The organism is Acidimicrobiia bacterium (genome assembly GCA_035651955.1).
Lineage (GTDB): Bacteria > Actinomycetota > Acidimicrobiia > IMCC26256 > JAMXLJ01 > JAMXLJ01.
The window spans coordinates 59,079-82,314 of record DASRES010000077.1; the positions used below are offsets into that span (position 1 = coordinate 59,079).

Sequence of the window (23,236 nt, forward strand, 5' to 3'; positions counted from 1 at the left end):
GCGCGTGCGGTTCGTCACCACGCCCGTCCCACGCGACGTCTGGGCGCGCGTCGCGTCCGCCGATCCGCAGGCGATGCCGAGCCAGACGCCCGAGTGGCTCGGCACGCTGCCCGCCCATCTCGTGGACGCGAGCCGGCTCTACGAGACGGGTACAGGCCGGCTCGCGGTGCTCCCGCTCGTGCGCGACCGGCGCTTCCCCCGGTTCGCGGGCGTCGAGGGCTCGTACCCGGCGACGTACGGGTTCGGCGGCGTCGTCGCCGAGGGTGGGACCACCGCGGACGTCGTCGCGGCGATCGTCGCCGACCTCGCGGCCACCACCGGTGGTCTCCTCGCCCTCGCCATCTGGCCCAATCCGCTGCAGGGCGAGCACTGGGAGCGTGCCTGCCCGCCGGGCTGGGCCCGTACCCGCCGGCGCGCGCACGTCGTCGACCTGCGCGACGGTGTCGACGCGCTGTGGGCCCGCATGCCCGGGAACGGCCGGCGCGGTGTGCGGCGCGCCGAGCGCGCCGAGGTCCACATCGAGACCGACTGCTCGGGTGCGCTGCTGCCCGCGTTCTTCGAGCTGCTCGACGAGTCGCGCGAGCGCTGGGCGCGCGGTGGTCACGAGCCCGCGTGGATGGCACGTTGGCGCGCGCGTCGTGACTCGGTGGGCGCGTGGCAGCGGACGGTGGACGCGCTCTCGGGGCGGTGCCGCGTCTCGCTCGCGTCGTGGCAGGGCGAGCCGGTCGCGGGGACGATCGTCCTCACCGGGCCGAACGCGCACTACACGCACGGCGCGATGCACAAGGAGACGGCCGCACGCTGCTACGCGAACTACGCGTTGCACTGGCACGAGATCCGCGCCGCGGCAGCGAGCGGGGCGTCGGCGTACCACATGGGCGAGTCCGGCGCGTCGAGCTCGCTGGCGCGCTTCAAGGAGCAGTTCGGCGCGACCCCGCACGACTATGCCGACTACCGGTACGAGCGCCTGCCGATCAGCCGTGTCGATCGCGCGCTGCGGACGGCGGTGAAGCGGGCAATCCGGTTCCAGGAGCCGGGGCCCGCATGAGCGCGGCGATGTCCGCGCGCGCCGCTCGGGAGAGCGGGATCCCCTGGTGGAGCCGCACCTGCGCGGGCGCGGGCAGGCACGGCACCGGACGGCCCGCGAGCACGCCGGTGACGGGCGCAAGCGCGTCATCGGCGCTCGCGACGGCGAGGAGGTCGACACTGCGGCCGGTGAGGTCGGCGAACAGCACGTGAGCGGGCATCGGCCCGCTGGCCGGGCGCTCGGTCACGCGGCGCAGCCCGCCCGCGACGAGCGCGCGCGTCGCGGCGGCGACCGTCGCCGGCGCGTCGTCCACCATGAGGTCGAGGTCGGTGTGCGGGCGCGTCTGGCGACCGAGCAGCGCGTCCACACCCCAGCCGCCCGCGAGCCACGCGTGCACGCCGGCCGCCGCGAGCGCGTCGAGCATCGCCAGCACGTCCTCGACCGTCATCGTGTACAGCGTGTCCGTGACGCGCGCGACCACGCGCACGTCGCACACGCGCCCGAACCGCGACCCCGCGACGCGAAGATGCGCGCGTCGCAGCACGGCGCGCATCGGTGTCTGCCGGCTCGTCGTCACGAACGCGGTCCCGGGACGAGCTGGTACACGAGTGCGTCACCGTCGCGGGCCACCAGCTTGAAGCGCGGCGAGAACGCGAGCGCGTCGTCCAGCTGTCGGACCCACCCGTCGGGGACGATCCCGTAGTACGCGAGGAATCGAGTCTGGCTCGGGCTCGACACGAGGTACCGCGCGGTGCCGCGTTGCGAGGACAACATGTCGACGATGCGCGCGAGATCGGCGGTCCGGAACGTCCGGCCGTCCATGCCGGGCAGGTCCGTCACGGTCGTCGCGCCGTCGCCGACGGACATGGCGGCGTACCGGGCGTCGAGGCGGGCCGGCGAGTTGCCCGCCACGAACGCGACGACCGACCCGTCCGGGGCGTGCTGCAGGTACCACCGGTTCACCGCGACGTCGGACCGGCTCATGTAGTCGACCGTCTCCTGCCCGAAGTACGCGAACAGCAGCAGCGGGAGGAGCACCGCGCTGATGACAGTCACGGACGCGAGCCGCGACCACGACGCGCGCAGGCCCGTCGCGCGTGGGAGGCGCAGGCAGACGGGCGCGGCGAGGAACGCCAACCAGGGGAGCGCGAAGAGGAGCGCCCGCAGCCAGCCCTCGCCGCCGTACGACTGCAACGCGGCCGGCACGATCGGCGCGGCGGCGAGTGCGGCGACCGTGAGATCGGCCCGCCGCTCGCGCATGCGGAGCAGGAGCCCGACCGCGGCGAGCACGACGACGCCCGCGACGAGCGCGACCTTCGCGAGGTCGACCACGTGGACGCCGGGTAGCGCGTGGCCGGCGCGGAACCCGGACGGGTGCGCGGTGGACACGGCGCCCGGGTTGAACAGCGCGAAGTGGTTCGACACGAACGGCCACGCGAAGGCGAGCCACGCGAACGTCGCCGCGAGCATCACGAGCGGGAGCCAGACCGGCCGGGCCTGGCGCAGCGCGACGAGCACGGCGACGAGCACCACGATCACGAACGGGGTCAGCTGGTGGCTGACGACGACCGCGGCGAAGCAGAGCGCGCCGCAGAGGAGCGCGGCGGGCGGACCGAGCGGCGCGCCGAAGCGCGCGCGGGTCGACGTCGCGCCGTGGAGACGGGCGAACCCCCAGTCCGCGGCGCGCGCCCATCGCTGCCCGGCGCGCGTCGTCGCCGCCCAGTCCCGCCGCGCGCAGCGCAGCACGATGCCGACGACGATCATCCCTTCGAAGAACGCGAAGGCCTGTGGCGAGAGGTAGTCCTGCCCGAGCCAGTTCGCGGCGAGGAAGATCCACACCGCGCACCAGATGACGCGCCGGTCACGGGTGAGGCCGCGGAAGCAGAACACCAACGCCGCCACGTTCAGCAGCTCGAACGCGGGTTGCGCCCATGCCGCGAACGAGATCGGGCTCCACCCCGTCACGCGGCTGAACCACGCGGCGAGCGCGAAGAACCCGGGCCAGTTCTGGTAGATGTCGACGTCCCGGTCCACGCTGCCGTGCACGGAGATGTACCGGATGACGCCGAGATGCTTGTACACCCACGCGTAGCGCGGCTCGGGATAGAGCGCGGCAGTCGTCGCGTGGAGGACGAGCACGAGCAGCACCGTGTACGCGGCGAGGACGAGCGTGTTGTGACCGTCGTCGCGTCGTGATGCGATCGCCCATCCGAACCCGACGGCGAGCGTCGCGAGCGCGAGGAAGTAGGTCCACGGCAGCGCCGACACGAGGCCGACGCCCGACTCGCCACCGACGTGCATGCGGCCGAGCGACGCCGCCCAGAGGACGGCGGCGTCCGCGAGCAGCACGGTGTGCACGACGAGCTCCGCGTCCAGACGCCGGGCCGGACCCTCAGGTGGCGACGGCGACACCGCCGCGAGCGCGGGCTGCGGCTCGGCGCTGCGCGCGAGGTTCCCGACCACCGCGTCGCGGGTGTCGTCGTGCACCCGCGACGCGCCGGTCGGCCGCAATGCGGGCGCGTCGCCACGGCCCACGTCGCCGGATGTTGTGCTGCCCGGCCCCGGATGCACCGACCCGGCGGTCCGCCGCACCCGCGACACGAGGACGCCGCCCAGCGCGACGAAGCTCAGCGCGGCGACCACGTCCGTCGCGACAGCCGGGTTCCAGGTGCGGAGGTTGACCATGACCTCCGCGCCGAGCGTCAGCAGCGCGAGCCCGACGCCGAACACGAGGCCCATCTCGGTGACGGGGTCCTCGAGGCGGAGCAACGACGTCAGCGCGAGGCCGGGTACGACGAGGAAGAAGCCCACGCCCACCGGGCCGCGGACGGTCGCGGGGACGTCGAGCGCGACCAGCAGCGGCGTGAAGACGCACAGGACCAACGCCGCGACCACGACGACGTCCCGGCGCCCGGCGCGCAATGCCGGGCGAGGCAGCGTGGGCAGCCCCGTCACGGCGTGCGGCCGTGGTCCGTTGCGGCGACGTCCTGGTCGTCGGCGACCATGCTTCCCCCTCGCCCACAGGAAGCCGTGCTGTCCTGCCCGCGCCGCAGCCGGCGCGTCCGGCGTGCCTGGTTACGTACCCTCGCCGCGCTGCCCGTGGAGCCGGCCGACCCCGGGCCGTGCCCCTTCTGCACGGTATGCGGTCTCCGCACCGGGGACAACGCGCGCGCCGACGGCTCAGGCAGAGGTCGCCCGGCGGCGCATGCGGGGGAAGTGAGCTCAGCGCGTGGCGGCGTACAGGGCGATCAGCGCCGCCGGCATCATCCAGTCCCAGTAGAAGATGAAGCCGGCGTTGTTCACCGAGAAGTTGTGCTCCACGACCATGTCGCGGACGTGCCCGGCCGCCGCGCCGACGAGGTACACGGTGGTCATGACGATGGTCGCCAGCCAGAAGCTGCGACTGTGCGTGAACTCGCACCACATGCCGAGGACCCCGAGGCCGAGGTTCGCCATCGCGACCTCGAACTGGAACCCGCTGTGCGTCGGCCAGCCGATCGACTCGGCGACCTGGTCGGCGAACACGGTGTGACCGATCGCGGCGACGAGCCCACCGACGCCGACGCCGTACATCAGGCCGTTGCGCAGCGCCTGGTGCTCCCAGCCGTGCGCGCCGTGCACGAGGACGAAGACCACCGTCGACACCAGCCACAGCACCGGGCCGACGAGGAGGACGCCGGCGTCACGCAGGAACCCCGTGACCCCGCCGCCGCCCGCGGTCCCCGGTGCGGTCGTGCCGTTCGTGGTCCCCGTCGTCGTGTCGCCCGTCACCACCGCCTCGCTCATGACCGTGTTCATCGGCGCGTCGTCCCGCCCGCTCGAGCGGAACGCGCGCGCCGGTGACGCCGTGACCCACGTCATGCTCGCGTCACGAATCACTTGCCCGCCTGCGCGGCCCGCCGATCATTGCGCCGTGGCCGGTATCACACCTCGCCGCCGACCGTCGCGCGTCCGCACGCGGCTCGTCGCGCTCGTGCTCGTCCCCGCGCTCGGCCTGGCGCTGTTCGGGGGGTACGAGGCGTACGAGCGCGCGGTCATGGCGTCACGCGCCCACGAGGTCGAGCAGCGAGTGACTCGCGCGTCGGACCTGCTCGAGCTGCGGATCACGCTCGCCGACGAGGCGTTCGCCGCCGGTGTGCTCGCGACCGGCAGCCAGTACGGCGTCGGGGCGGACGTGATGAGCCACCTCTTCCACACGGACCTCGTCGCCCGCCGCGATCGCGACCGCCGGACACTGGACCGCCTCGTCCGCACGTTGCGCGACCCCGGCCGGCTGACCACGACGTTCGCCCGTCTCCGCGCGCTGCGGGCCCACCTCGACCGGGATCCGGGCGACGTCGACGCGCTCCTCGCGGGCATGTCGTCGATCCAGACCGACGTGACGAACGCGTCGACGGCGGCGCTCCAGGACGCCGACGACGCGTCGTTCGGCGACGCCTCGTCCGTCGCGCTCCGCCGCGACCTGACCGTCCTCCGCCGCGCCGACCAGGCCGCGATCGGCGTCGGTGTGCAGCTCGACGCGTTCGGGCGGCTCCTCGCGCCGAGCGCCCCGAAGGACCGTGCCGCGTCGCTCGCGTACCTGCGCGAGGGGATCGGCATCCTGAACGCCGCCGAGACCGGGATCGACGGCCTCGCGACGAAGCCGGTGCTCGCGCGTTGGCACGCGGCGGCGCACGATCCCGCGTCGACGCGCACCGCGGCCGAGGCCGACCTCCTCGCGTCGCTCGCGCCGCCGGACCTGCCGAGCTTCGACCTCGCCCGGCTGGGTCAGATCTTCACCGACGGGATGCGCCGTCTCGACCTCTACGACGGGCTGACCGAGCAGGTCGCCGGCCAGGCCCGCACCGAAGCGGCGCGGTTGTACGACGACGCGATCGCGAACCTCCGCTTGACGGTGGGGGTCGCCGGCGCGCTCGTCGTCCTCGCGTTCGCGCTCGCGGTCGCGGTCGCGCGCTCCATCGGGCGCCCGCTCCTCGAGCTCGCGAACCGCGCGACGCGCGTGAGCGAGGGGGACCTGTCCGGTACGCCTCCGTCCGGGCGCGGTCCGCGCGAGCTGGTCGCGGTGTCGGCCACCATGGACGAGGTCGTCGCGAACCTGCGCCTCGTCGAGTCGCAGGTCGGCGCGCTGTCCGAAGGTCGCTTCGACGACGAGACGCTCGCGCAGCCCGTCCCGGGCCGGCTCGGCGCGCTGCTCCACGCGTCGGTCGCGCGGCTCTCGCACTCGATGGAGGAGCGCGAGGAGCTCGCCCGTCGACTGGCGTTCGAGGCGACCCACGACGCGCTCACCGGCCTCCCCAACCGGACGAGCGCCCTCGGCGTGATCGCGCATGCGGTCGCCCGGTGCCGCCGCGCCGGACGGGGTGTCGCGGTGCTCCACGTCCACGTCGACGGGGTGAAGCGCGTCAGCGACCGCTACGGCCACGACGCGGGCGACCGCACGCTGTGCGTCGTCGCCGAGCGGATCCTCGCAGCAGTGCGCGCCGGGGACGTCGTGGCCCGCGTCGGCGGCGACGAGCTCGCGGTCGTCAGCGAGGGGATCGACGACCCGCGCGACGTCGAGCACCTCGCGACGCGGCTGCTCGACGTCGTCCGCGAGCCGGTGGCACTCGGCGCGGCGGTGACGCGCGTGAGTGCGTGCGTCGGTGTCGCGCTCGGCGTCGACTGCACCGCGGACCCCGACGCGCTCCTGCGCGACGCCGGGCTCGCCGCCGAGCTCGCGAGCGCGAGCGGCAGCGGGCGCGTGGGGTGGTTCGACGACGCGATGCTCACCGAGCTCGTCCGCTGCGCCGACGTCGAGGACCAGGTCCGCGCCGCGCTCGCCAACGGCGAGCTCGTCCTGCACTACCAGCCCGTCGTGACGACCGCGTGCCTGCGTGTCGGCGCGGAGGCGCTCGTGCGCTGGCAGCGTCCCGACGGCGAGCTCGTCCCGCCCGGGTCGTTCATCCCGATCGCGGAGACCAGCGACCTCGTGATCGACATCGGCCGCTGGGCGCTGCAGCGCGCGTGCGAGCAGCTCGCGTCGTGGGGCGCGCACGAGCCCGGTGGGCACGACGCGTTCCACGTCTCGGTGAACCTGTCGGGCCGTCACCTGACGAGCCTGACCGTCGTCGACGACGTGCAGCGCGCGCTGCGCGAACGGGGTGTCGACCCGTCGCGCCTCGTCGTCGAGATCACCGAGACCGCGCTCGTCGACGACTTCGCGCTGGCGGCCGACCATCTCGGACGGCTCCGCGCCCTCGGTGTCCGCATCGCGATCGACGACTTCGGCACCGGCTACACGTCCCTCGCCCACCTGCGGCACCTGCCTGCCGACATCATCAAGATCGACCGCTCGCTCATCGTCGCCGCGGACGGGAACCCCGCCGCGACGCAGATCCTCGAGCTCGTCGTCGGCACCGCGCACGCGCTCGGCACGGTCGTGGTGGCCGAAGGGATCGAGACCGCGGAGCAGCTCGCGCTCGTGCGCGCGCTCGGGTGCGACCACGTCCAGGGCTACCTCACGGGCCGGCCGGTACCGGTCGAGTCGTTCACGGCGGATCCGGTCGGCACCGGCGCGTGATCGCATCACCGCTAGCCTGAGCGTCTCCATGCAAGTCCCGGCCGGGTGCGCGCGCGCCACCCGTCACGCCGCGTCGAGGAGGAGCAGCAGATGTTGGCAGCGTCGTCGCTGACGCTCGCAGCCGTGATCGCGGCGGTCGTCGCGTTCACCGGATGGTTGGTCGGGCTCGGTGCCCTGTTGGTGGTCGGCCGTCGCGACTTCGAGGCGCGCCACCCGCGCACGGCGCGGCGCCTCGACCGCACCGTCGTCGTGTCGTGGGTCGCGTCGACCGTGGTCCTGTTCGGTCCCGCGCTCGGCTTGACGATCGCCTCGCTGTCCGCCGACTGACCCGCCCGCCGCGGCGCGGCGCGCCCGACGGAGGCGACGTTGCCGCCACGGGCGGCCGCGCGATGCTGCCCTCCATGGCATCGACGTTCCGCACCGCTCGCGCGCGCCCCGTCGCGCGTGCGCTGCTCGCCGCCGCGGTCGCGCTCGTCCTGTTCGCGGCGGCCGCGTGCTCGGCGAGCGAGGCAGCGGCGGTCACGGTCGACGGCCAGCCGGTCTCGCAGAAGACGGTCGACCGCGAGCTCGGTGCGATCCGCGCCAACCCGCAGCTGCAGTCACAGCTCGCCGCGCCCGGCGCGTCGGCCACGATCGACGCGACGTGGATGACCGCAGTGGTCGAGACGGAGGTCGCCGCGCAGGCCGTCGCGCGCGAGCACGTGCACGTCACGAGCGACGACCGGGCCGCCGCCCAGACGTGGGCCGACGGGTACTTCGGCGACGCGAGCGTGTTCGCGGCGTTCCCGAAGTGGTTCCGGGACGAAGTGCTGGCGCGCTACGCCAACGTCCCCGCCATCGTGCGCACGCACGCGAAGAAGCCCACCGACGCCGACGTCCAGGCCGACTACGAGCAGTCGCTCGCGCAGAACTGTCCGTCGGGACGGCTCGTGTCGCACATCCTCGTGGCCACGCAGCAGGCCGCCCAGCAGGTGGAAGCGCAGCTCGCCGCGGGCGCGAACTTCAGCCAGCTCGCGCAGAAGGAGTCCACGGACACGGCGTCGGCATCGCGCGGTGGCGCGCTCGGGTGCATCGACAACCAGCAGCTCGACGCGACGTTCACCGCGGCGGCGAACGCGACCCCGGTCGGGAAGGTCTCGGCGCCCGTCCACACGCAGTACGGCTGGCACGTCATCAAGGTCGACAACGTGCGGACCGCAGTGCCGCTGGCCTCCGTCGCAGACGAGATCCGGGTCGACCTCGTCGAGCAGAGCCCGCAGGGCATGCAGGCGCTCGTGAAGCGGATGGCCGCCGCGAAGGTGGAGGTCGCGGCACGCTACGGCCGCTGGGTCGTGAAGAACGGCCAGGGCCAGGTGGAGGCGCGCACGCCGACGACGTCGACGACGGCGCGGTCGAGCACGAGCTCCACGACCGCGACGACGGCTGCGCCGACGACCACGAGCCGCTGACACCGGCGACCGGTAGCCTGGAGGCTCGCGCGTCGAAGGGGGCCTCGCATGGCGACGAACGACTCGACCGTCCCGAACGTCACGTGGCGGGGCGTGAACCACCTCGCGCTCGTCACGAACGACATGGACGCGACCGTGCGCTTCTACCACGGCGTGCTCGGCGCGCGGCTCGTCGCGACGATCGGGCATCCGCAGTTCCGTCACTACTTCTTCCAGATCGGCTCGAAGAACACGATCGCGTTCTTCGAGTACACGAACGCGCCCGCGACGCCGTTCGCCAAGCCGGCGGGCATCCCTGACGCGCGCGCCGCGCAGTTCGACCATCTCTCGCTGGACGTCGCGGACGAGGAGGCGTTGCATGCGCTGCAACGGCGCCTGAAGGCCGCGCACTGCGAGGTCACCGATGTCGTCGACCACGGCTTCATCCGGTCGATCTACTTCACGGACCCGAACGGCATCGCGCTCGAGGCGTCCTGGTGGGTCGTCGACGGCACCGCGGGCGAGACCGACTACTCGGACCGCCGCCTCTTCGCGGACGCCGACCCCGTCGCCGCGGTCCGCGAGCTGGAGAGCGACGGCACGCTGCGCTCCCTCCCCGAGACGCATCTCGTCTGACGCCACCGCTCGATCCCGCCTTCACGGAACGAGGGCGTGGGGAGTCTCAGGGACGTCTTGGGCTCCGCTCAGGGCCGCTTCAGGTCGGTCCGTCACGCTGCCCGGCATGACCACGACCACATCGGCGGCCACCGTCCCGGTCCCGACCGCCGACGACCGACCCGCCGTCGCCACGGCCATCCCCGACGTCGAGCTCGTGGTCCCCGTCCACGACGAGCAACGCGACCTCGAATGCTCCGTCCGGCGGCTCCACCGCTACCTGACCCGCAGCTTCCCGCTGTCGTGGGTCGTCACGATCGTCGACAACGCGAGCCGCGACCGCACGTGGCCGATCGCGTGCCGGCTCGCCTCCGAGCTCGACGGCGTGCGCGCGCTGCACCTCGACGAGAAGGGCCGAGGACGCGCGCTGCGCGCGGCATGGGGCGCGAGCGCGGCGCGCACGGTCGCGTACACGGACGTCGACCTGTCCACCGACCTGGACGCACTGTTGCCGCTCGTCGCGTCCGTGCTGACGGGTCACAGCGACGTCGCGGTCGGGTCACGGCTCGCGCAGGGCGCGCACGTCGAGCGGGGACCGCGCCGCGAGATCGTCTCGCGTACCTACAACGCGCTGTTGCGGCTCGTCACGCGCACGCCGGTCGTCGACGCCCAGTGCGGGTTCAAGGCGGTGCGCACGGACGTCGCGCAGGCGCTGTTGCCCCTCGTGCACGACGACGAGTGGTTCTTCGACACCGAGCTGCTGCTGCTCGCGGCGCACAACGGGCTGCGCGTCTCCGAGCTGCCGGTCGACTGGGTCGACGACGCGCACTCCAGCGTCGCGATCGTCCCGACCGCGATGGGCGACGTGCGCGGCGTCGTCCGCATGCTGCGCCGCTTCGCGCGCGGCGAAGGATCCCTCCCCCCGGGAGCGCTGGCGCCGGGCGGGTGCGCGCGTCACGCGCCCGCCCGGCGTTCGCGTCTGCGGTACGCGTCGGCGCTCGCGGTGCGGATCGGCGTGACGGCCTGCGCGGCCTACGGGGTCGTGAGCCTCGTGCGGGCGGTGGTCGGATGACGACGACGGCACCGCCCGACACCTGGTCCGTCCCGCCCGAGCCGGAGCCCGAAGGCGAGTCGGCGGCGAACCCGTCCGCGGTCGACACGCACGGACGCAACCTGCCCGCGTTCGTGCGTGGCCGGCCCGACGACCCCGCGTGGGTGCGTCCCGCGTTGCTCGCGCTGCTGCTCACCACCACCGTCCTCTACGTCTGGGGACTGGGTGCGTCGGGCTGGGCGAACAGCTTCTACTCGGCCGCGGTGCAGGCGGGGACGAAGAGCTGGAAGGCGTTCTTCTTCGGCTCGTCGGACGCCGCGAACTTCATCACCGTCGACAAGTCGCCCGCGTTCCTCTGGCCGATGGAGATCTCGGCGCGCATCTTCGGCGTGAGCTCGTGGAGCATCCTCGTCCCGCAGGCGCTCGAGGGCGTCGCGGCGGTGGGCGTGCTGTACCTCGCGGTGCGCCGCTGGTCGACGCCGTTCGCGGGACTCCTCGCCGGCGCGGTGCTGGCGGCGACGCCCGTCGCGGCGCTGATGTTCCGGTTCAACAACCCCGACGCGCTGCTCGTCCTCCTGCTGACGCTCGCCGCGTACGCGACCGTGCGCGCGATCGAGCACGGCTCGATGCGCTGGGTCGTGCTCGTCGGCGTGTTCGTGGGGTTCGCGTTCCTCGCCAAGATGCTGCAGGCACTGCTCGTCGTGCCCGGCTTCGGTCTCGCGTACCTCGTCGCCGCGCCCGGGACGCTGTGGCGGCGCGTCCGTCAGCTCGCGATCGCGGGCGTCGCGCTCCTCGTGTCGGCGGGGTGGTGGGTGGCCGCCGTCGCGCTCACACCGGCGTCCATGCGCCCGTACGTCGGCGGGTCGAGCAACAACAGCATCTTCGACCTGATCTTCGGTTACAACGGCTTCGGCCGGCTCAGCGGCAACGAGTCGGGCAGCGTCGGCGGCTTCGGTCAGGCCGGCGGGCGGTGGGGCCCGACGGGATGGGGCCGTCTCTTCAACGCGCAGTTCGGCGGCGACGCGTCGTGGTTGCTGCCCGCCGCGCTGATCCTGCTCGCGGCCGGCCTCGCGTACACGTGGCGCCGCGCGCGTACCGACCGGACGCGCGCGTCGTTGCTGGTGTGGGGCGGGTGGCTGCTCGTGACCGGCGCGGCCATCAGCTTCGGCCAGGGGATCATCCATCCGTACTACACGGTCGCGCTGGCGCCCGCGATCGGCGCGCTCGTCGGCATCGGTGTCGCGGTCGCATGGCGGCACCGCGACCACATCGCGGCGCGCGCGCTGCTCGCGCTCGCGCTCGTCGTCACCGTCGTGTGGGCCGCCGCGCTGCTGCACCGCACGCCGACGTGGCACCCCGAGCTGCGCGGCTTCGTGCTCGTCCTCGGCATCGGCGCCGCGGCCGTGGTCCTCGCGTGGCCGCTCCTGTCACGCCACCTGCGCGGCGCGGTCGCGTCGGTCGCGATCGTCGCCGCGCTCGCGGCGCCGATCGCCTACACGCTCGAGACGGTGAACACGCCCCACGCCGGCGCGATCCCGTCCGCCGGCCCGGCGAGTGCCGCCGGCTTCGGGCCGGGTGGCGGGTTCCGCCCGGGGTTCGTCGCACGGGGCGGGTTGCCGGGCGGGGGACAGGCCGGGAACGGCGGCGGGCAGGCGCTCCCGGCCCTGCCACCCGGCGTCGGCGGCGGCCTCGGCGGCCTCGGCGGCGGGAACCCCGGCGGGCGCGCGTTCCCGGGCTTCGGTGGCGGCCAGGGGTTCCGGCGCGGCGGGGCCGGCGGCCTCGGAGGCCTGCTCGACGGCAGCACCGTCAGCAGTGAGGTCCGTTCGCTGCTGGAGCAGGACGCGAGCCGGTACAGGTGGGTCGCCGCGGCGATCGGCTCGAACCGCGCGTCGGGCTACCAGCTCGCGACGGGCAAGCCGGTGATGGCGATCGGCGGGTTCAACGGCACCGATCCCGCGCCGACGCTCGCCCAGTTCGAGCAGTACGTCCGCGCGGGCAAGATCCACTACTTCGTCGGTGGCGGCGGTTTCGGTGGCAGGGGCTTCCGGGGCGGCTTCGGCGGCGCCGGCGGCACGTCCGACGTCGCGAGCCAGATCACCTCGTGGGTCGAGCAGAACTTCACCGCCCGGACCGTCGGTGGCGTCACGCTCTACGACCTCAGCGCGCCGGCCTCGGGCTCGTCGTCGTCGAGCACCTTGACCGGCTGACCTCCGAGCGCCGGATCAACCACCGACGCCCGGGAGCACCAGCACGCACGGCGGCGGGGTCGCGTGCGCAGGATCGAGCGCGTTCAGCACGTCGTGCAACGCGACCTCGTCGTAGATGATCGCGAGGTGCTCGCCGAAGTCCGTGGGGCACTGGTGTTGCAGCGTGACGTTCGTGACCGCCGGCCCGGTCAGGAACGCGGACGTGTACGGCGTGACGACCTCGTCGTACTCGGTCTCGATGACGGTGTAGCGCGGCCCCGGCACCGTGTCGCCGCCGGCGTTGAGCGTCTGCAGGAACGACGATCCCGCGATCTGCTGGGCGCACGCGGTGCACTGCGCGCCGAGGAACGACGATCCGCCCGGGAACGCGTTCGCGAGCGTGGCGAGGCCGTCGAGCGTCGTGCCGTGGTTGCTCGGCGCGAGCCCGACGAGCGCGTGCACCGTCCGGTTGCCGCCGTCGAACTTGATGTACCAGCGCGGCATCATCCCGCCCTGCGAGTGCCCGACCAGGTCGACCTGCGGCGCGCCCGTCGCGGCAAGCACCTGGGACACGAACGCGCCGAGCTGCGCGGCCGACGTCGGGATGTCACCCGTCGCCTGGATCGGGTTGCCCGGCGCGCCGCCGTAGTTCAGCGCGAAGACGCAGTAGCCCGCGTTCTTCAGCAGTGGGGACAGCGCCTGCCAGCTGTCCGTCATGTCGCCGAACGTCCCGTGGACGAGCACGACGGGATAGGGGTGCGCCGCGCTCGGCCGGCATGTCCAGTCGTTCGATCCCGGCGGCGACGAGCCCGGGTGCAGCGTCTCGGCGAGGATCCCGGCGCCGAAGTCGTACGGCACCGGGTAGGAGGTCGCGCCGGCCGGTGCCGCGGCGACGGCGATCAGCGCGAACGACGAGACGAGCGCGCACGCGACGGCGAACGCGCGACCACGAAGCCCCATTGAGTCACCCCCGTGCTCGACGGGAGACGTCCTACCCGGCTACGCGGGCACGTACGCGCGCATCGCGTCGAAGTCGCAGACGATCAGCTTCCCGTCGGCCCAGATCGGGCTCGAGAAGCCGGCCCAGTTGCCCGTCCCGTCCTGCAGCTCGTTGACGTGGTTCCCGTTCGACGCGTCGATGACGACCGTCCGGTTCCAGGTGTCGGACCAGTCCATGGTCTGGCACGCGATGAGCGTCTTCTGGCCGTTCATCGAGCACGAGCCGAGCACGAGCTGTTGGATCGCGCTCTCCCACAGCGGCGCGTTCGTCGCGGTCGAGATGCCGGTCGCGGGATCGAGCATGCGGACCGCGGCGTTCGCGGTCGTGCCGCCCGATGCCGTCCAGGTCGGCCACGAGTATCCCTGCGGCGACGTGGTCGTCGAGCTCGTCCACCTGCCGCCGACGGTCGTCTGGTTGCTCGTGACGAACAGGTGCGCGCCGTCCCAGATCGCGCTCGTGAGGCAGGCCTGCTGGCCCGCGGGCGTCCCGACGCCCACCGACACGGACCACACCGGACGCATGGTGTCGGCCCGTAGCGCGTAGTAGTGACCGTCCTTGTTGCACGCGCCGACCATCGGCACGGTCTGACCGCCGATCGTCGCGGTGAACAGGGTCGGCGTCGATCCCCAGTCGGGGTCGTTGACGCTCTGCGGCTGCGGCACCGCGAACTTCCCGACGACCTGGAGCGTCTTGGCGTCGAGCTTCAAGACCGAGTACTGGTCGAACTGGTTCGTGTCGGTCGGCGGGTGCGCGGTGTCGGTGTCGTCGTACGTCGACCCCGTCGTCACGTACACGAAGTGGTCGTCGACCGCGGGGGACGTCCAGATCCCCGCACCGACCCAGTTGGTCGTCGGCGGCTTCGGGTCGCGCGACGCGTAGTTCGGGTCAGTCCCGGTCGGCATCGTGTACAGCGTCGCGATCGGCGCGCCCGTAACGGCGTCGAACGACATGAGCGCCCCGCGCACGAACGGCCGGTCGCAGTTCGACGACACCCCGATGTAGACGATCCCGTTGCGGACGATCGGGCTGCTCCACGGGAAGTAGTCGCTCACGCCGTTGGTCCCGAAGTAGCCCGGCGTGAAGACGGGTGCAGTCCACACCACGTTCCCGTTCGTGCCGTCGAGCTCCTGGAGGGTTCCCTGCGGAGTGGAGACGTAGACGAACGGGTTCCCGTTCGCGTCGGCGCGCACCGCGGGCGAGGACACGAACCCGGCCGGCGAGCCGCAGCCGTGGTCGGGGATCGTCCCGTACGCGCGTGACCACTGCACCGTCCCGGTCGTGCCGTCGACCGAGTAGAGCGTGCCGTCACCGCCGCCGAGGTAGACGCGGCCCTGGTAGGTGACGGGCGTCGAGTAGATGCTCCACCCCGGGTGGTAGCGCCAGAGCACCTTCAGGTTCGCGGCCTGGGCGACGGTGAACCCGGGGTCGACCCCCACGCCCGACTGGGTGGAGTCCGAGTGGAACATCGTCCAGTCGCACGCGCTGAGTGCGAGCACGAACAGCGCGAGCACGACCACACCGGCCGACGCCCGGCGCGAACGAGCCGCGGTGTGAGTGATCCCGCGCATCGGGTCCCCCAGGTGCCCTCGGCCGTGCGGCCGCCGATGTGTCGGAGAAGCCTAACGAGGCGGCCCTGCTGCCCTGAACACCGGTGCGCGCAAAGCCTTCACCGGCGCCCGATCGCTCCGATGTTCCCGTGGGGGTCACGGAGGACCCCGACAGACACGAGGGAACGTGATGGCGACGATCTTCGGCGCCGGCGTCCCGGACTTCGCCCGCCGGTACCCGCCGTGCCCGCTGCACGGCTACGACGGCGAGCCGCCGGACGTCGACGCGTGCGACGGCGAACTGGACGAGGCCGCCGGCCTCGGGTGGGTGCGGTGCGCGGGATGCGCGCAGCTCGCGCTCCTGCCGCCCCGGCGCGCGTACGCCCTGTGGGCGGCGGCGTCGCACTACCTCGCGGCCATGCGGGAGGTGCTCGAGCGAGCGGACGACGACGAGGCCGAGCTGGCCGACGCGGTCGCCGGTCAGGTCGAGCTCCCGCCCATCGTCCTGCGGTACCTGCAGCCCGCGTGGGTCGCGCGCTTCTCGGCGTGCTTCGACGCGTACCGGGAGCTGCTCGCCGCCGGCCGCGGGACGACGCCGCCCGAGTGCACGGGCGAGACGATGGCTCTCCACCTCATGCTGGCCTGGGCCCACGTCTTCGTGAGCCACGGCTTCTGGCGCACGTCCGACGCGTACCGCCGGCTGCCCGAAACGCCCTACGACGGCGACTTCACGTTCCTCGAGGAGGCGCTCGTCGACGAGGACGTGCTGCTCCTGTTCGACGAGCGGCTCGCCGACTGCGACGACCCCGACCGGCTGCTCGCGTCGTTCGAGGTGCGCAACCTCAACCCGGCCCGCTGGTTCCTGCCCTTCGAGGTCCAGGCCGACGCCGCCTGAACGGCGCGCCGGACGGAGGCCTCAGTCCCCGGCGCGGTCTCGATCGGGCGGCGGCGCGTCCGGGTTCTCGACCGGCATGCGGTCGTACGCGGGATCGCGCTCGTCCTCGCGCAGCGTGTCCCGGCCGTCGAGCCTCGGACGGCCGCCCAGCGTCTGCGCCTCGAGGTCGTCCTTGCTGCGCTGCCCTTCGGGGGGTGGGCCCTCGGGCGCGGCGACGCGGTACTTGTCGAACGACGGGTCGCGCTCGTCCTCGTGGAGCGTCGGGAAGTCGTCGTCGTCGCGCTTGCGATCGCGGTCGTCGCCCGCCATCCGTCGCTCCCTTCGAGGCCGTCACGCCCGGAAGGGCGCAGCGATGCACCTGCATCGTACGCGGGCGGTCCGGGAGTCAGACGCCCGTGACCAGGAAGACGATGCCGAGGAGCGCGAGCGAGCCGCCGTAGACGCGCTCGAGCACGGCCGCGTGGGTGCGGAGCGCGACCCGCGCGCCGGTGGTCGCACCGGGGATCGACCCGATCGCGAACGCGGCGGTCACGGACCAGTCGACGTGCCCCAACGCCATGTGGACGAGCGTGCCGGGGACCGCGAGGCCGCACGCGACGACGAGCGACGTCGCGAACGCGACCTTCAGCGGGCGGCGGAGCACCGCGACGAACAACGGCGCGAGAAGGAACCCGCCGCTGTTGGCGAGGAGACCGGAGACGAACCCGACGATCAGCGCGACCGCGCACAGCCAGAGCGTCTCGTGGGCACGTGGCTCGGCGACCTCGGTCGGCTCGCCCGGCACGAGCAGGAAGCGGAGGCCGAGGACGACGAGGAGGACCTCGGTCGCGACGAGGAGCGGGCCGCCGCCCGTGAACCGCGTGACGTAGGCGCCGACGACGGTCGCGGGTAGGCCGAGCGCGAGGCCCCAGCGGACGATGCGCCGGTCGACGAGATCGTGGCGCGCGTATTCGCGCGCTGCGAGCAGCGTGCCCGGGATCGTCGCGGGCAGGGGGGAGGCGACGGCTGCGATCGCCGAGACCCCGACGGCCGCGAGCAGGGGCGTGCCGACCGCCGACCCGCCCTTGCCGAACAGGCCGCCGAGGAAGCCGACACCGAGGCCGACCAGCACGACGAGGGCGAGACCACCGATGCTCACCGGTCCAGTGAACGCCTCGCCAACCGATTCGTCCAAGACATTGTTCCTCGGTATGGCATAGTCCTCACCTATGGATCTGCGCCAGGTCGAGTACGTGCTCGCGGTCGTCGACCACCGCGGGTTCACCCGGGCCGCCACCGCGCTCCACGTTGCCCAGCCGTCCCTGTCACAGGGCGTCCGGCGCCTCGAGGCCGAGCTGGGCGTGTCGCTGTTCGAGCGGGCGGGCCGCCGGGTCGTGCTGACCGAGGCGGGAGAGGCCTTCGTCGGGCCGGCGCGTCGGGTCCTGCGCGAGGTCGCGTCGCTCGAGGAGGCCGTCGCCGCCGTTGCCGGCATGACGGCGGGCACGCTCGACCTCGTCTCGCTGCCGACGCTCGCGGCCGATCCACTCGCGCCGCTCGTCGGCCGCTTCCGGGTCGCGCACCCCGGGGTGAGCGTGCGCGTCGCCGACCCCGAGGACGCAGGCGCGGTCGCGGACATGGTCGCCGACGGCCGGTGCGAGCTCGGGCTCGCGGACCTTCCCGCGCGCCGCGCCGAGCTGCAGACCGTCCGCCTGCACCGCCAGGAGCTCCTCGCGGTGTGCCCGCCGGGGACCGACGTGCGCGACCGGTTCCCCGTCACACGCTTCCGCGACACGCCGATCGTCACGTCGCCGCCTGGCACCTCGACGCGCGACCTGCTGGAGGACGCGCTGCGGTCGCGGCGCGTCGAGCCGACGGTCGCGGTGGAGACGAACCAGCGCGAGGCGATCGTGCCGCTCGTCCTCGCGGGCGCGGGCGTCGCGCTCCTGCCCGCACCACTCGCGCGCGTCGCCGCGGACCAAGGCGCGGTCGTCGCCCCGTTGACGCCGGCCGTGACGCGCACGATCGGGCTGCTGCACCGGCCCGGCCCGCTGTCACCCGCGGCACGCGCGTTCGTGGAGCTCTCGACCGCCCACCACCCGACCGTTCTGTGAAGCGTCATGCACACATGTTGTGGCTGACGCTTCCGAGAACCGCGGCGCCTCAGCCCGTCGTGAGCGCGACCGCGTTGGGCGGTGACAGCACCGACTGCGCCTGGAGGACCGCGGGCGCGCCGCCGAACGCCGCGATCCCACCGTCGTCGCGCAACGCGTAGCCGCCGCCGGCGCTCGTCAACACGAGGCCGCGCGCGGCGTCACGCCCGAAGTAGGGCGCCGGGACGGCGGGCGCGCCGGTCGCGGGCCAGATGCCGCCGAAGCCGTCGAGCACGTACACGAAGCTCGTGCCGGGGCGCACCGCGACGTCGCGCGCGATGTCCCAGCCCGGCCAGTAGCCGTGCGTCGCGAGCGCGGGCGCCGTGCCGAACCGGTGCAACGAGCCCCAGCCGTCGAGCACGTAGCCGCCGGTCCCGCTCGGGAGGACGACGAGCCGCCGCGCGATGTCCCAGCCCGGCCAGTAGCCCGAGACCGCGACCGCGGGCGCGCTCCCGAACGGGTGCAGCCCGCCGAACCCGTCGAGCACGTAGCCGCCCGCCCCGCCCGGGAGCAGCGCGACATCACGCGCGATGTCCCAGCCGGGCCAGTAGCCCGTCGTCCTGAGCGGGGGCGCGGCACCGTACGGGTGCAGCGCGCCGTAGCCGTCGAGCACGTACCCGCCGGCGCCGCCGGGCAGCTCCGCGGCGCCACGTGCCATGCCCCACCCGGGCCAGTAGCCGGTCGGCGTGACCGCGGCCTGGCCGCCCGCGGGATAGAGCCCGCCCCACGCGTCGAGCGCGAGCAGGCGCGCCGCACCCGACTGCGGAACCCAGCTGGGGAAGACGGGCGGCGAGTCGCTCACCCGCGACGTGACGCTCGCGCGGATCGCGGGCAGCAACGCGTAGAGGTCGTCACCGGGACATGCCGTGAACCAGGTGTCGCGGTGACCGACGATCGTCGGGATCGTGACGGTCGTGCCCGCGGCGAACTTGTCGTTGCCGGACGTCGTGTACGCGACGGGCGCGCGCGGGTCGACGTGGTCGACCCAGAACTTCCACGCGATGAGACGCTCGAGCGCGTCGACCGCGACGGCCGACGGCTGCGTCGTCATGTAGTTGCCGATCATCGCGATGCCGACGCTCTCGGTGTTGAACCCGATCGCGTGCGCACCGAGGACGGGCTTGTCGACCCCGCCGTAACGGCCCTCGAAGATCTGGCCGTACTTGTCGACGAGGAAGTTGTACATCATGTCGCAGTACCCGAGCGTGACGACCGAGTACGTGTAGATGCCGCGCACGATCGAGAAGCTGTCGGCGGGCGAGTACGTGTTGCCGTCGGCGGTGTGGTGCACGACGGCAAAGCGCAGACGATCGCTGTACTGCGGCGCGCCGTTGCAGTTGCGGTAGCGAAGGCTCTCGTCGGCGCCCCATTGCGCGCGCGAGATGATGCCGGGGTACGCGACCGCGGCGTCCGCGCTGGACGACGGGTGCGTCGGGTTCGGTGCGTCCACCGTGTGCAGGTCGACGTGCGTCGCACCGCCGCTCGCGAGCTGCACGCGCACGCCGGTCGAGCCGCGCACCCAGACCGGCTCGGTCGCGTTGGTCACGGCGTGCGCGGCCTCCGCGGTGCCGGGATCGGGGCCGGTGTCGACCGTGTCGAGCGGCGCGGGTGCCGACCAGCGACCGTGCGTGTCGCGGGTCGAGACCGTGAACTGCGCGTGCGGGTCGCCCGACCACTTCACGCCGACGAGGTCGGCGTGGACGTCCGCGTCGGCGCGCCAGCCGCCGCCGACCGCCTGCGCGGCGAGCGCGACACGCGACTCGGTCGTGGGCGGTCGTGACGGCCCGTTCGTCGTCGCGACGGGGCTGACGACCATGACGAGGCCGAGGACGGCCGCCAACGAACCGACGACCAGCCAACGTCGCGCCACCCGGGGCCCTCCCTCGCCGAACCAGCCGTCGTTGCATCGGTTCCGGCGGGGCGCGTCTTGAGGTCCGGTCGTGTGACGCGCGCTTACGCTGGAAGGTCCGCGATCGGCACGAGAGGGAGCGACGACCGATGTCCGGCGAGCTCGGCTACGCGGCGTTCGACGCCGACAACCACTACTACGAGGCCCTCGACGCGTTCACCCGTCACCTCGACCCCGCGCTCGGGCCCCGCACCGTGCAGTGGGCCGAGATCGACGGGCGCAAGTACCACGTCGTCGCGGGGCGGGTGTCCCACGCCGTCGTCAACCCGACCTTCGATCCCATCGCCAAGGCCGGCGCGATGCACGACTACTTCCGGGGCAACCCCGACGGCCGCAACCCGCTCGAGTTCCTGCGCGAGCGCGAGCCGATCCGGCCCGAGTACCGCGACCGCGACGCGCGGCTCGCGGTGATGGACGAGCAGGGCGTCGCGCAGATCTGGCTCTTCCCGACGCTGGGGATCCTCTACGAGGAGCTGCTGAAGGAGGACCCGGAGGCGGTCGCACTCGTCTTCCGCTCGTTCAACCAGTGGGTCGAGGAGGACTGGGGCTTCGCGTACCGGGACCGGATCTTCGCCGCGCCGTACATCTCGCTCGCCGACGTCAACGCGGCGGTGCGCGAGCTCGACTGGGCGCTGGAACGTGGTGCGCGCGTCGTGTGCATGCGGCCCGCGGCGCCGACGACGGTCTTCGGGCAGCTGCCGCCGGCCGACCCGTGGTTCGATCCGTTCTGGTCGCGCGTGAACGAGACGGGCATCACCGTCGTGGTGCACGCGGGGGACAGCGGTTACTCGTCGCAGGGCTACGCGCGTGACGGGTTCTCCGCGACCTTCGGCGGCAGCGGCCGGCCGTCGATCAAGATGCTCGCGATCGAGCGCGCGATCTACGACTTCCTCGCGTCGCTGATCTTCGACCGCCTGTTCACGCGCTTCCCGAACGTGCGCGTCGCGTCGGTCGAGAACGGCTCGGAGTTCCTGCCCGACCTGTTCCGCAAGCTGCACTCGGTGTCGCGCAAGATCCCCGGGTTCTTCCCCGAGGACCCGGTCGAGACGTTCCGACGCAACATCTGGATCAACCCGTTCTGGGAGGACGACCCGTACGAGACGGTCGAGCTGATGGGGGCCGACCGCGTCATCTTCGGGTCGGACTGGCCGCACATCGAGGGCATGCCCGAGCCGCTCGACTACGTCCGTGAGCTCAAGGACTTCGACGACGACACGCGCCGCCTCATCATGCGCGACAACACCCGCGAGCTGAACGAGCTGCGCCCCGCGTAGCGAGCATCGCGCTCGTCGTTACCGCTTTGTGCGTCGCTCAATGTCGCTCTACGACAACGAGCGACGCACAACCGCTCGGACCGCTACCCGCCGACGGCGCCGAGACTTCCGACCGGAGCGACGGGCCGGCCACGCGGGCAGAACCAGGTGGCGCGCCCGTCACGGTCCAGGTCCGCGCGCAGCGGGTGGTTCGGGTGGTCGGGGCACATCGGCCAGCCACCCCCAGACGACGTCCTCGTCGAGCCACTCCTCGCAGAGCTTGTCGACGAGCGCGACCAGCGCGCGCTCGTCATCCCGCGGAAGCGGCAGGCCGACCTCGCCGACGAAGCTCCCGTCGACGTCGAGGCGAACTCGCGACCAGCCCCGCTTCGAACCCGGGCGCGGGTGTGAAGAGCAGTGCCAGCCACCGCCCGGGTCGTCGCGTCGAGATCGGTGCAGATCCTCGCGAGCGATTCGTCGTGCACGAGAGCAAGCATGGCGCGGATGCGCTGACGAGAAGCAGAGAATTCTCGCCCTCTTCGCCGCTCGCACGGCGTTCAGTGACACACCCCTCGTTCATACTGAATGCATGCTGGCGTGGCGGAGGTGCGGGCGGAACGGGATCGAGTCGCCGCGTTGGTGCGCCGGACGCGGCCGCGCTCGCGGATGCGGAGCCGATGTGGAACGCGTTCGAGAGGATCGAACGGCTCGCCGCGAACGCCAAGACGCTGCTCGCCCAGCGCGTCGAAGAAGCCGCCGCGTGGCGCCAGCGCGGCCATCGCGACACCGCCGAGGGGATGGCGAAGCAGTCAGGCACCACGCGCGGCGCGGCGAAGCGGCAGCTCGCGCTGTCCAAGCGGCTCGACGCGCATCCGGCGACCGAGACCGCGATGCGCAGGGGTGAGATCTCACCCGCGCAGGCCGCGCTCGTCGCCGCGGGCGCGAACGGCAACGCCGCCGCGGAACGGCGCCTGCTGGACACGGCGAGGAGCTCGACGGTCGCGGCGCTGCGCCAGGAGGCGGCCCGCGAGCGCGCCAAGGCGGACCCGGACCCCGAGGAGACCGAACGGCGCATGCACGAGGAGCGGCGGGCCCGGTCGTGGACCGACGAGGAAGGCCGCTGGCACTTCAACGCGACCGGCACGGTGCGCGACGGCAGCCATGTGGCTCGCGTGCTGGAGCGCCTCGTGAACGAGGAGTTCACCAACGCCCGCCGGGAAGGTCGGCGTGAGGAGCGTGAGGCGTACGCGTTCGACGCGTTCGTCCGCGTGTTCCGGGACCACGACCGGCGAGCCGACGAGAACCCGAAGAAGGGGCACCGCTGCCCGTCGTACCTGTCGATCCTCCGGGTCGACTACCAGGCGCTGTTGCGCGGCCGGGTCGAGGGTGACGAGCTGTGCGAGGTCGCCGGGCTCGGACCCGTCCCGATCCCCACGGCACGCGACCTGCTGGGCGAGAGCGTCCTCAAGCTCGTCGTCACCAAAGGCGACGACGTCGCCAACGTGACCCATCTCGGCCGCGGGCCGAAGGTCGCCCAGAAGATCGCGCTCCTGTGGCAGTCACCCTGTTGCAGCGTCGAGGGCTGCACCCGGACCCGCATCGAGTTCGACCACCGCGAACCGTGGGCGAGCACCAAGC

19 protein-coding genes are annotated in these 23,236 nt (G+C 73.0%); 11 read left to right on the forward strand and 8 right to left on the reverse strand.

The features are described from left to right. Window positions 1-4: 4 nt before the first annotated feature. Window positions 5-1,048 (forward strand): GNAT family N-acetyltransferase, encoded by a 1,044-nt coding sequence (locus tag VFC33_16680; GenBank protein HZR14876.1) that lies wholly within the window; start codon window positions 5-7, stop codon window positions 1,046-1,048. On the opposite strand, the gene VFC33_16685 is transcribed toward VFC33_16680, so the two are convergent. The 3 genes from VFC33_16685 to VFC33_16695 all read right to left on the reverse strand — a co-directional run bounded on the left by VFC33_16685 (window position 975) and on the right by VFC33_16695 (window position 4,888). Then, window positions 975-1,604 (reverse strand): hypothetical protein, encoded by a 630-nt coding sequence (locus VFC33_16685; GenBank protein ID HZR14877.1) that lies wholly within the window; start codon window positions 1,602-1,604, stop codon window positions 975-977. The genes VFC33_16680 and VFC33_16685 overlap by 74 nt on opposite strands. Beyond that, complete coding sequence (locus VFC33_16690) at window positions 1,601-3,982, reverse strand: hypothetical protein (protein HZR14878.1); 2,382 nt, start codon at window positions 3,980-3,982, stop codon at window positions 1,601-1,603. Before VFC33_16690 ends, VFC33_16685 begins: the two co-directional genes overlap by 4 nt. Before the next feature lie 267 nt (window positions 3,983-4,249). After that, window positions 4,250-4,888: a DUF6790 family protein gene (locus VFC33_16695; GenBank protein ID HZR14879.1), complete on the reverse strand. Its 639-nt coding sequence runs from the start codon at window positions 4,886-4,888 to the stop codon at window positions 4,250-4,252. Window positions 4,889-4,940: 52 nt separating this feature from the next. Between VFC33_16695 and VFC33_16700 the strand changes: the two genes are divergently transcribed. From VFC33_16700 to VFC33_16725, 6 genes are all read left to right on the forward strand, one after another. Further along, window positions 4,941-7,586 (forward strand): bifunctional diguanylate cyclase/phosphodiesterase, encoded by a 2,646-nt coding sequence (locus tag VFC33_16700; protein ID HZR14880.1) that lies wholly within the window; start codon window positions 4,941-4,943, stop codon window positions 7,584-7,586. A gap of 90 nt (window positions 7,587-7,676) precedes the next feature. Then, window positions 7,677-7,913 carry a hypothetical protein gene (locus VFC33_16705; GenBank protein HZR14881.1) on the forward strand — a complete coding sequence of 79 codons (237 nt, stop codon included), beginning with the start codon at window positions 7,677-7,679 and terminating at the stop codon, window positions 7,911-7,913. A gap of 74 nt (window positions 7,914-7,987) precedes the next feature. Continuing rightward, window positions 7,988-9,034: a peptidylprolyl isomerase gene (locus tag VFC33_16710; protein ID HZR14882.1), complete on the forward strand. Its 1,047-nt coding sequence runs from the start codon at window positions 7,988-7,990 to the stop codon at window positions 9,032-9,034. A 48-nt stretch (window positions 9,035-9,082) separates the two neighbouring features. Then, window positions 9,083-9,649, forward strand: coding sequence for a VOC family protein (locus VFC33_16715; protein ID HZR14883.1), 567 nt, complete (start codon window positions 9,083-9,085; stop codon window positions 9,647-9,649). 106 nt (window positions 9,650-9,755) lie between these two features. Further along, the gene (locus VFC33_16720; protein ID HZR14884.1) at window positions 9,756-10,700 is read left to right on the forward strand and encodes a glycosyltransferase; all 945 of its coding nucleotides are present in this window, start codon (window positions 9,756-9,758) and stop codon (window positions 10,698-10,700) included. Then, a complete protein-coding gene (locus VFC33_16725) occupies window positions 10,697-12,886 on the forward strand; it encodes a glycosyltransferase family 39 protein (protein ID HZR14885.1) in 2,190 nt (729 codons plus the stop codon). Before VFC33_16720 ends, VFC33_16725 begins: the two co-directional genes overlap by 4 nt. A gap of 15 nt (window positions 12,887-12,901) precedes the next feature. Here VFC33_16725 and VFC33_16730 read toward each other — a convergent pair whose 3' ends face one another. Together VFC33_16730 and VFC33_16735 are read right to left on the reverse strand one after the other, a co-directional pair. Continuing rightward, entirely contained in the window at window positions 12,902-13,825 is a 924-nt protein-coding gene (locus VFC33_16730; protein ID HZR14886.1) for an alpha/beta fold hydrolase, read from the reverse strand. A gap of 39 nt (window positions 13,826-13,864) precedes the next feature. After that, window positions 13,865-15,433 carry a PQQ-binding-like beta-propeller repeat protein gene (locus VFC33_16735; GenBank protein ID HZR14887.1) on the reverse strand — a complete coding sequence of 523 codons (1,569 nt, stop codon included), beginning with the start codon at window positions 15,431-15,433 and terminating at the stop codon, window positions 13,865-13,867. 169 nt (window positions 15,434-15,602) lie between these two features. Here VFC33_16735 and VFC33_16740 point away from each other — a divergent pair, with 169 nt between their 5' ends. Continuing rightward, window positions 15,603-16,307, forward strand: a complete 705-nt coding sequence (locus tag VFC33_16740) for a hypothetical protein (protein HZR14888.1) — start codon at window positions 15,603-15,605, stop codon at window positions 16,305-16,307. 21 nt (window positions 16,308-16,328) lie between these two features. Here VFC33_16740 and VFC33_16745 read toward each other — a convergent pair whose 3' ends face one another. Together VFC33_16745 and VFC33_16750 are read right to left on the reverse strand one after the other, a co-directional pair. Next, window positions 16,329-16,616, reverse strand: coding sequence for a hypothetical protein (locus tag VFC33_16745; GenBank protein ID HZR14889.1), 288 nt, complete (start codon window positions 16,614-16,616; stop codon window positions 16,329-16,331). A gap of 76 nt (window positions 16,617-16,692) precedes the next feature. Beyond that, window positions 16,693-17,445, reverse strand: coding sequence for a sulfite exporter TauE/SafE family protein (locus VFC33_16750; GenBank protein ID HZR14890.1), 753 nt, complete (start codon window positions 17,443-17,445; stop codon window positions 16,693-16,695). A gap of 70 nt (window positions 17,446-17,515) precedes the next feature. On the opposite strand from VFC33_16750, the gene VFC33_16755 reads away from it, so the two are divergent. Then, window positions 17,516-18,397 carry a LysR substrate-binding domain-containing protein gene (locus VFC33_16755; protein HZR14891.1) on the forward strand — a complete coding sequence of 294 codons (882 nt, stop codon included), beginning with the start codon at window positions 17,516-17,518 and terminating at the stop codon, window positions 18,395-18,397. A 49-nt stretch (window positions 18,398-18,446) separates the two neighbouring features. On the opposite strand, the gene VFC33_16760 is transcribed toward VFC33_16755, so the two are convergent. Then, window positions 18,447-20,306 (reverse strand): N-acetylmuramoyl-L-alanine amidase, encoded by a 1,860-nt coding sequence (locus VFC33_16760; GenBank protein HZR14892.1) that lies wholly within the window; start codon window positions 20,304-20,306, stop codon window positions 18,447-18,449. 128 nt (window positions 20,307-20,434) lie between these two features. Between VFC33_16760 and VFC33_16765 the strand changes: the two genes are divergently transcribed. Beyond that, complete coding sequence (locus VFC33_16765) at window positions 20,435-21,619, forward strand: amidohydrolase family protein (protein ID HZR14893.1); 1,185 nt, start codon at window positions 20,435-20,437, stop codon at window positions 21,617-21,619. Window positions 21,620-22,275: 656 nt separating this feature from the next. Next, window positions 22,276-23,236, forward strand: a 961-nt coding sequence (locus tag VFC33_16770; protein ID HZR14894.1) for a DUF222 domain-containing protein, incomplete at its 3' end; no start/stop codon positions are given.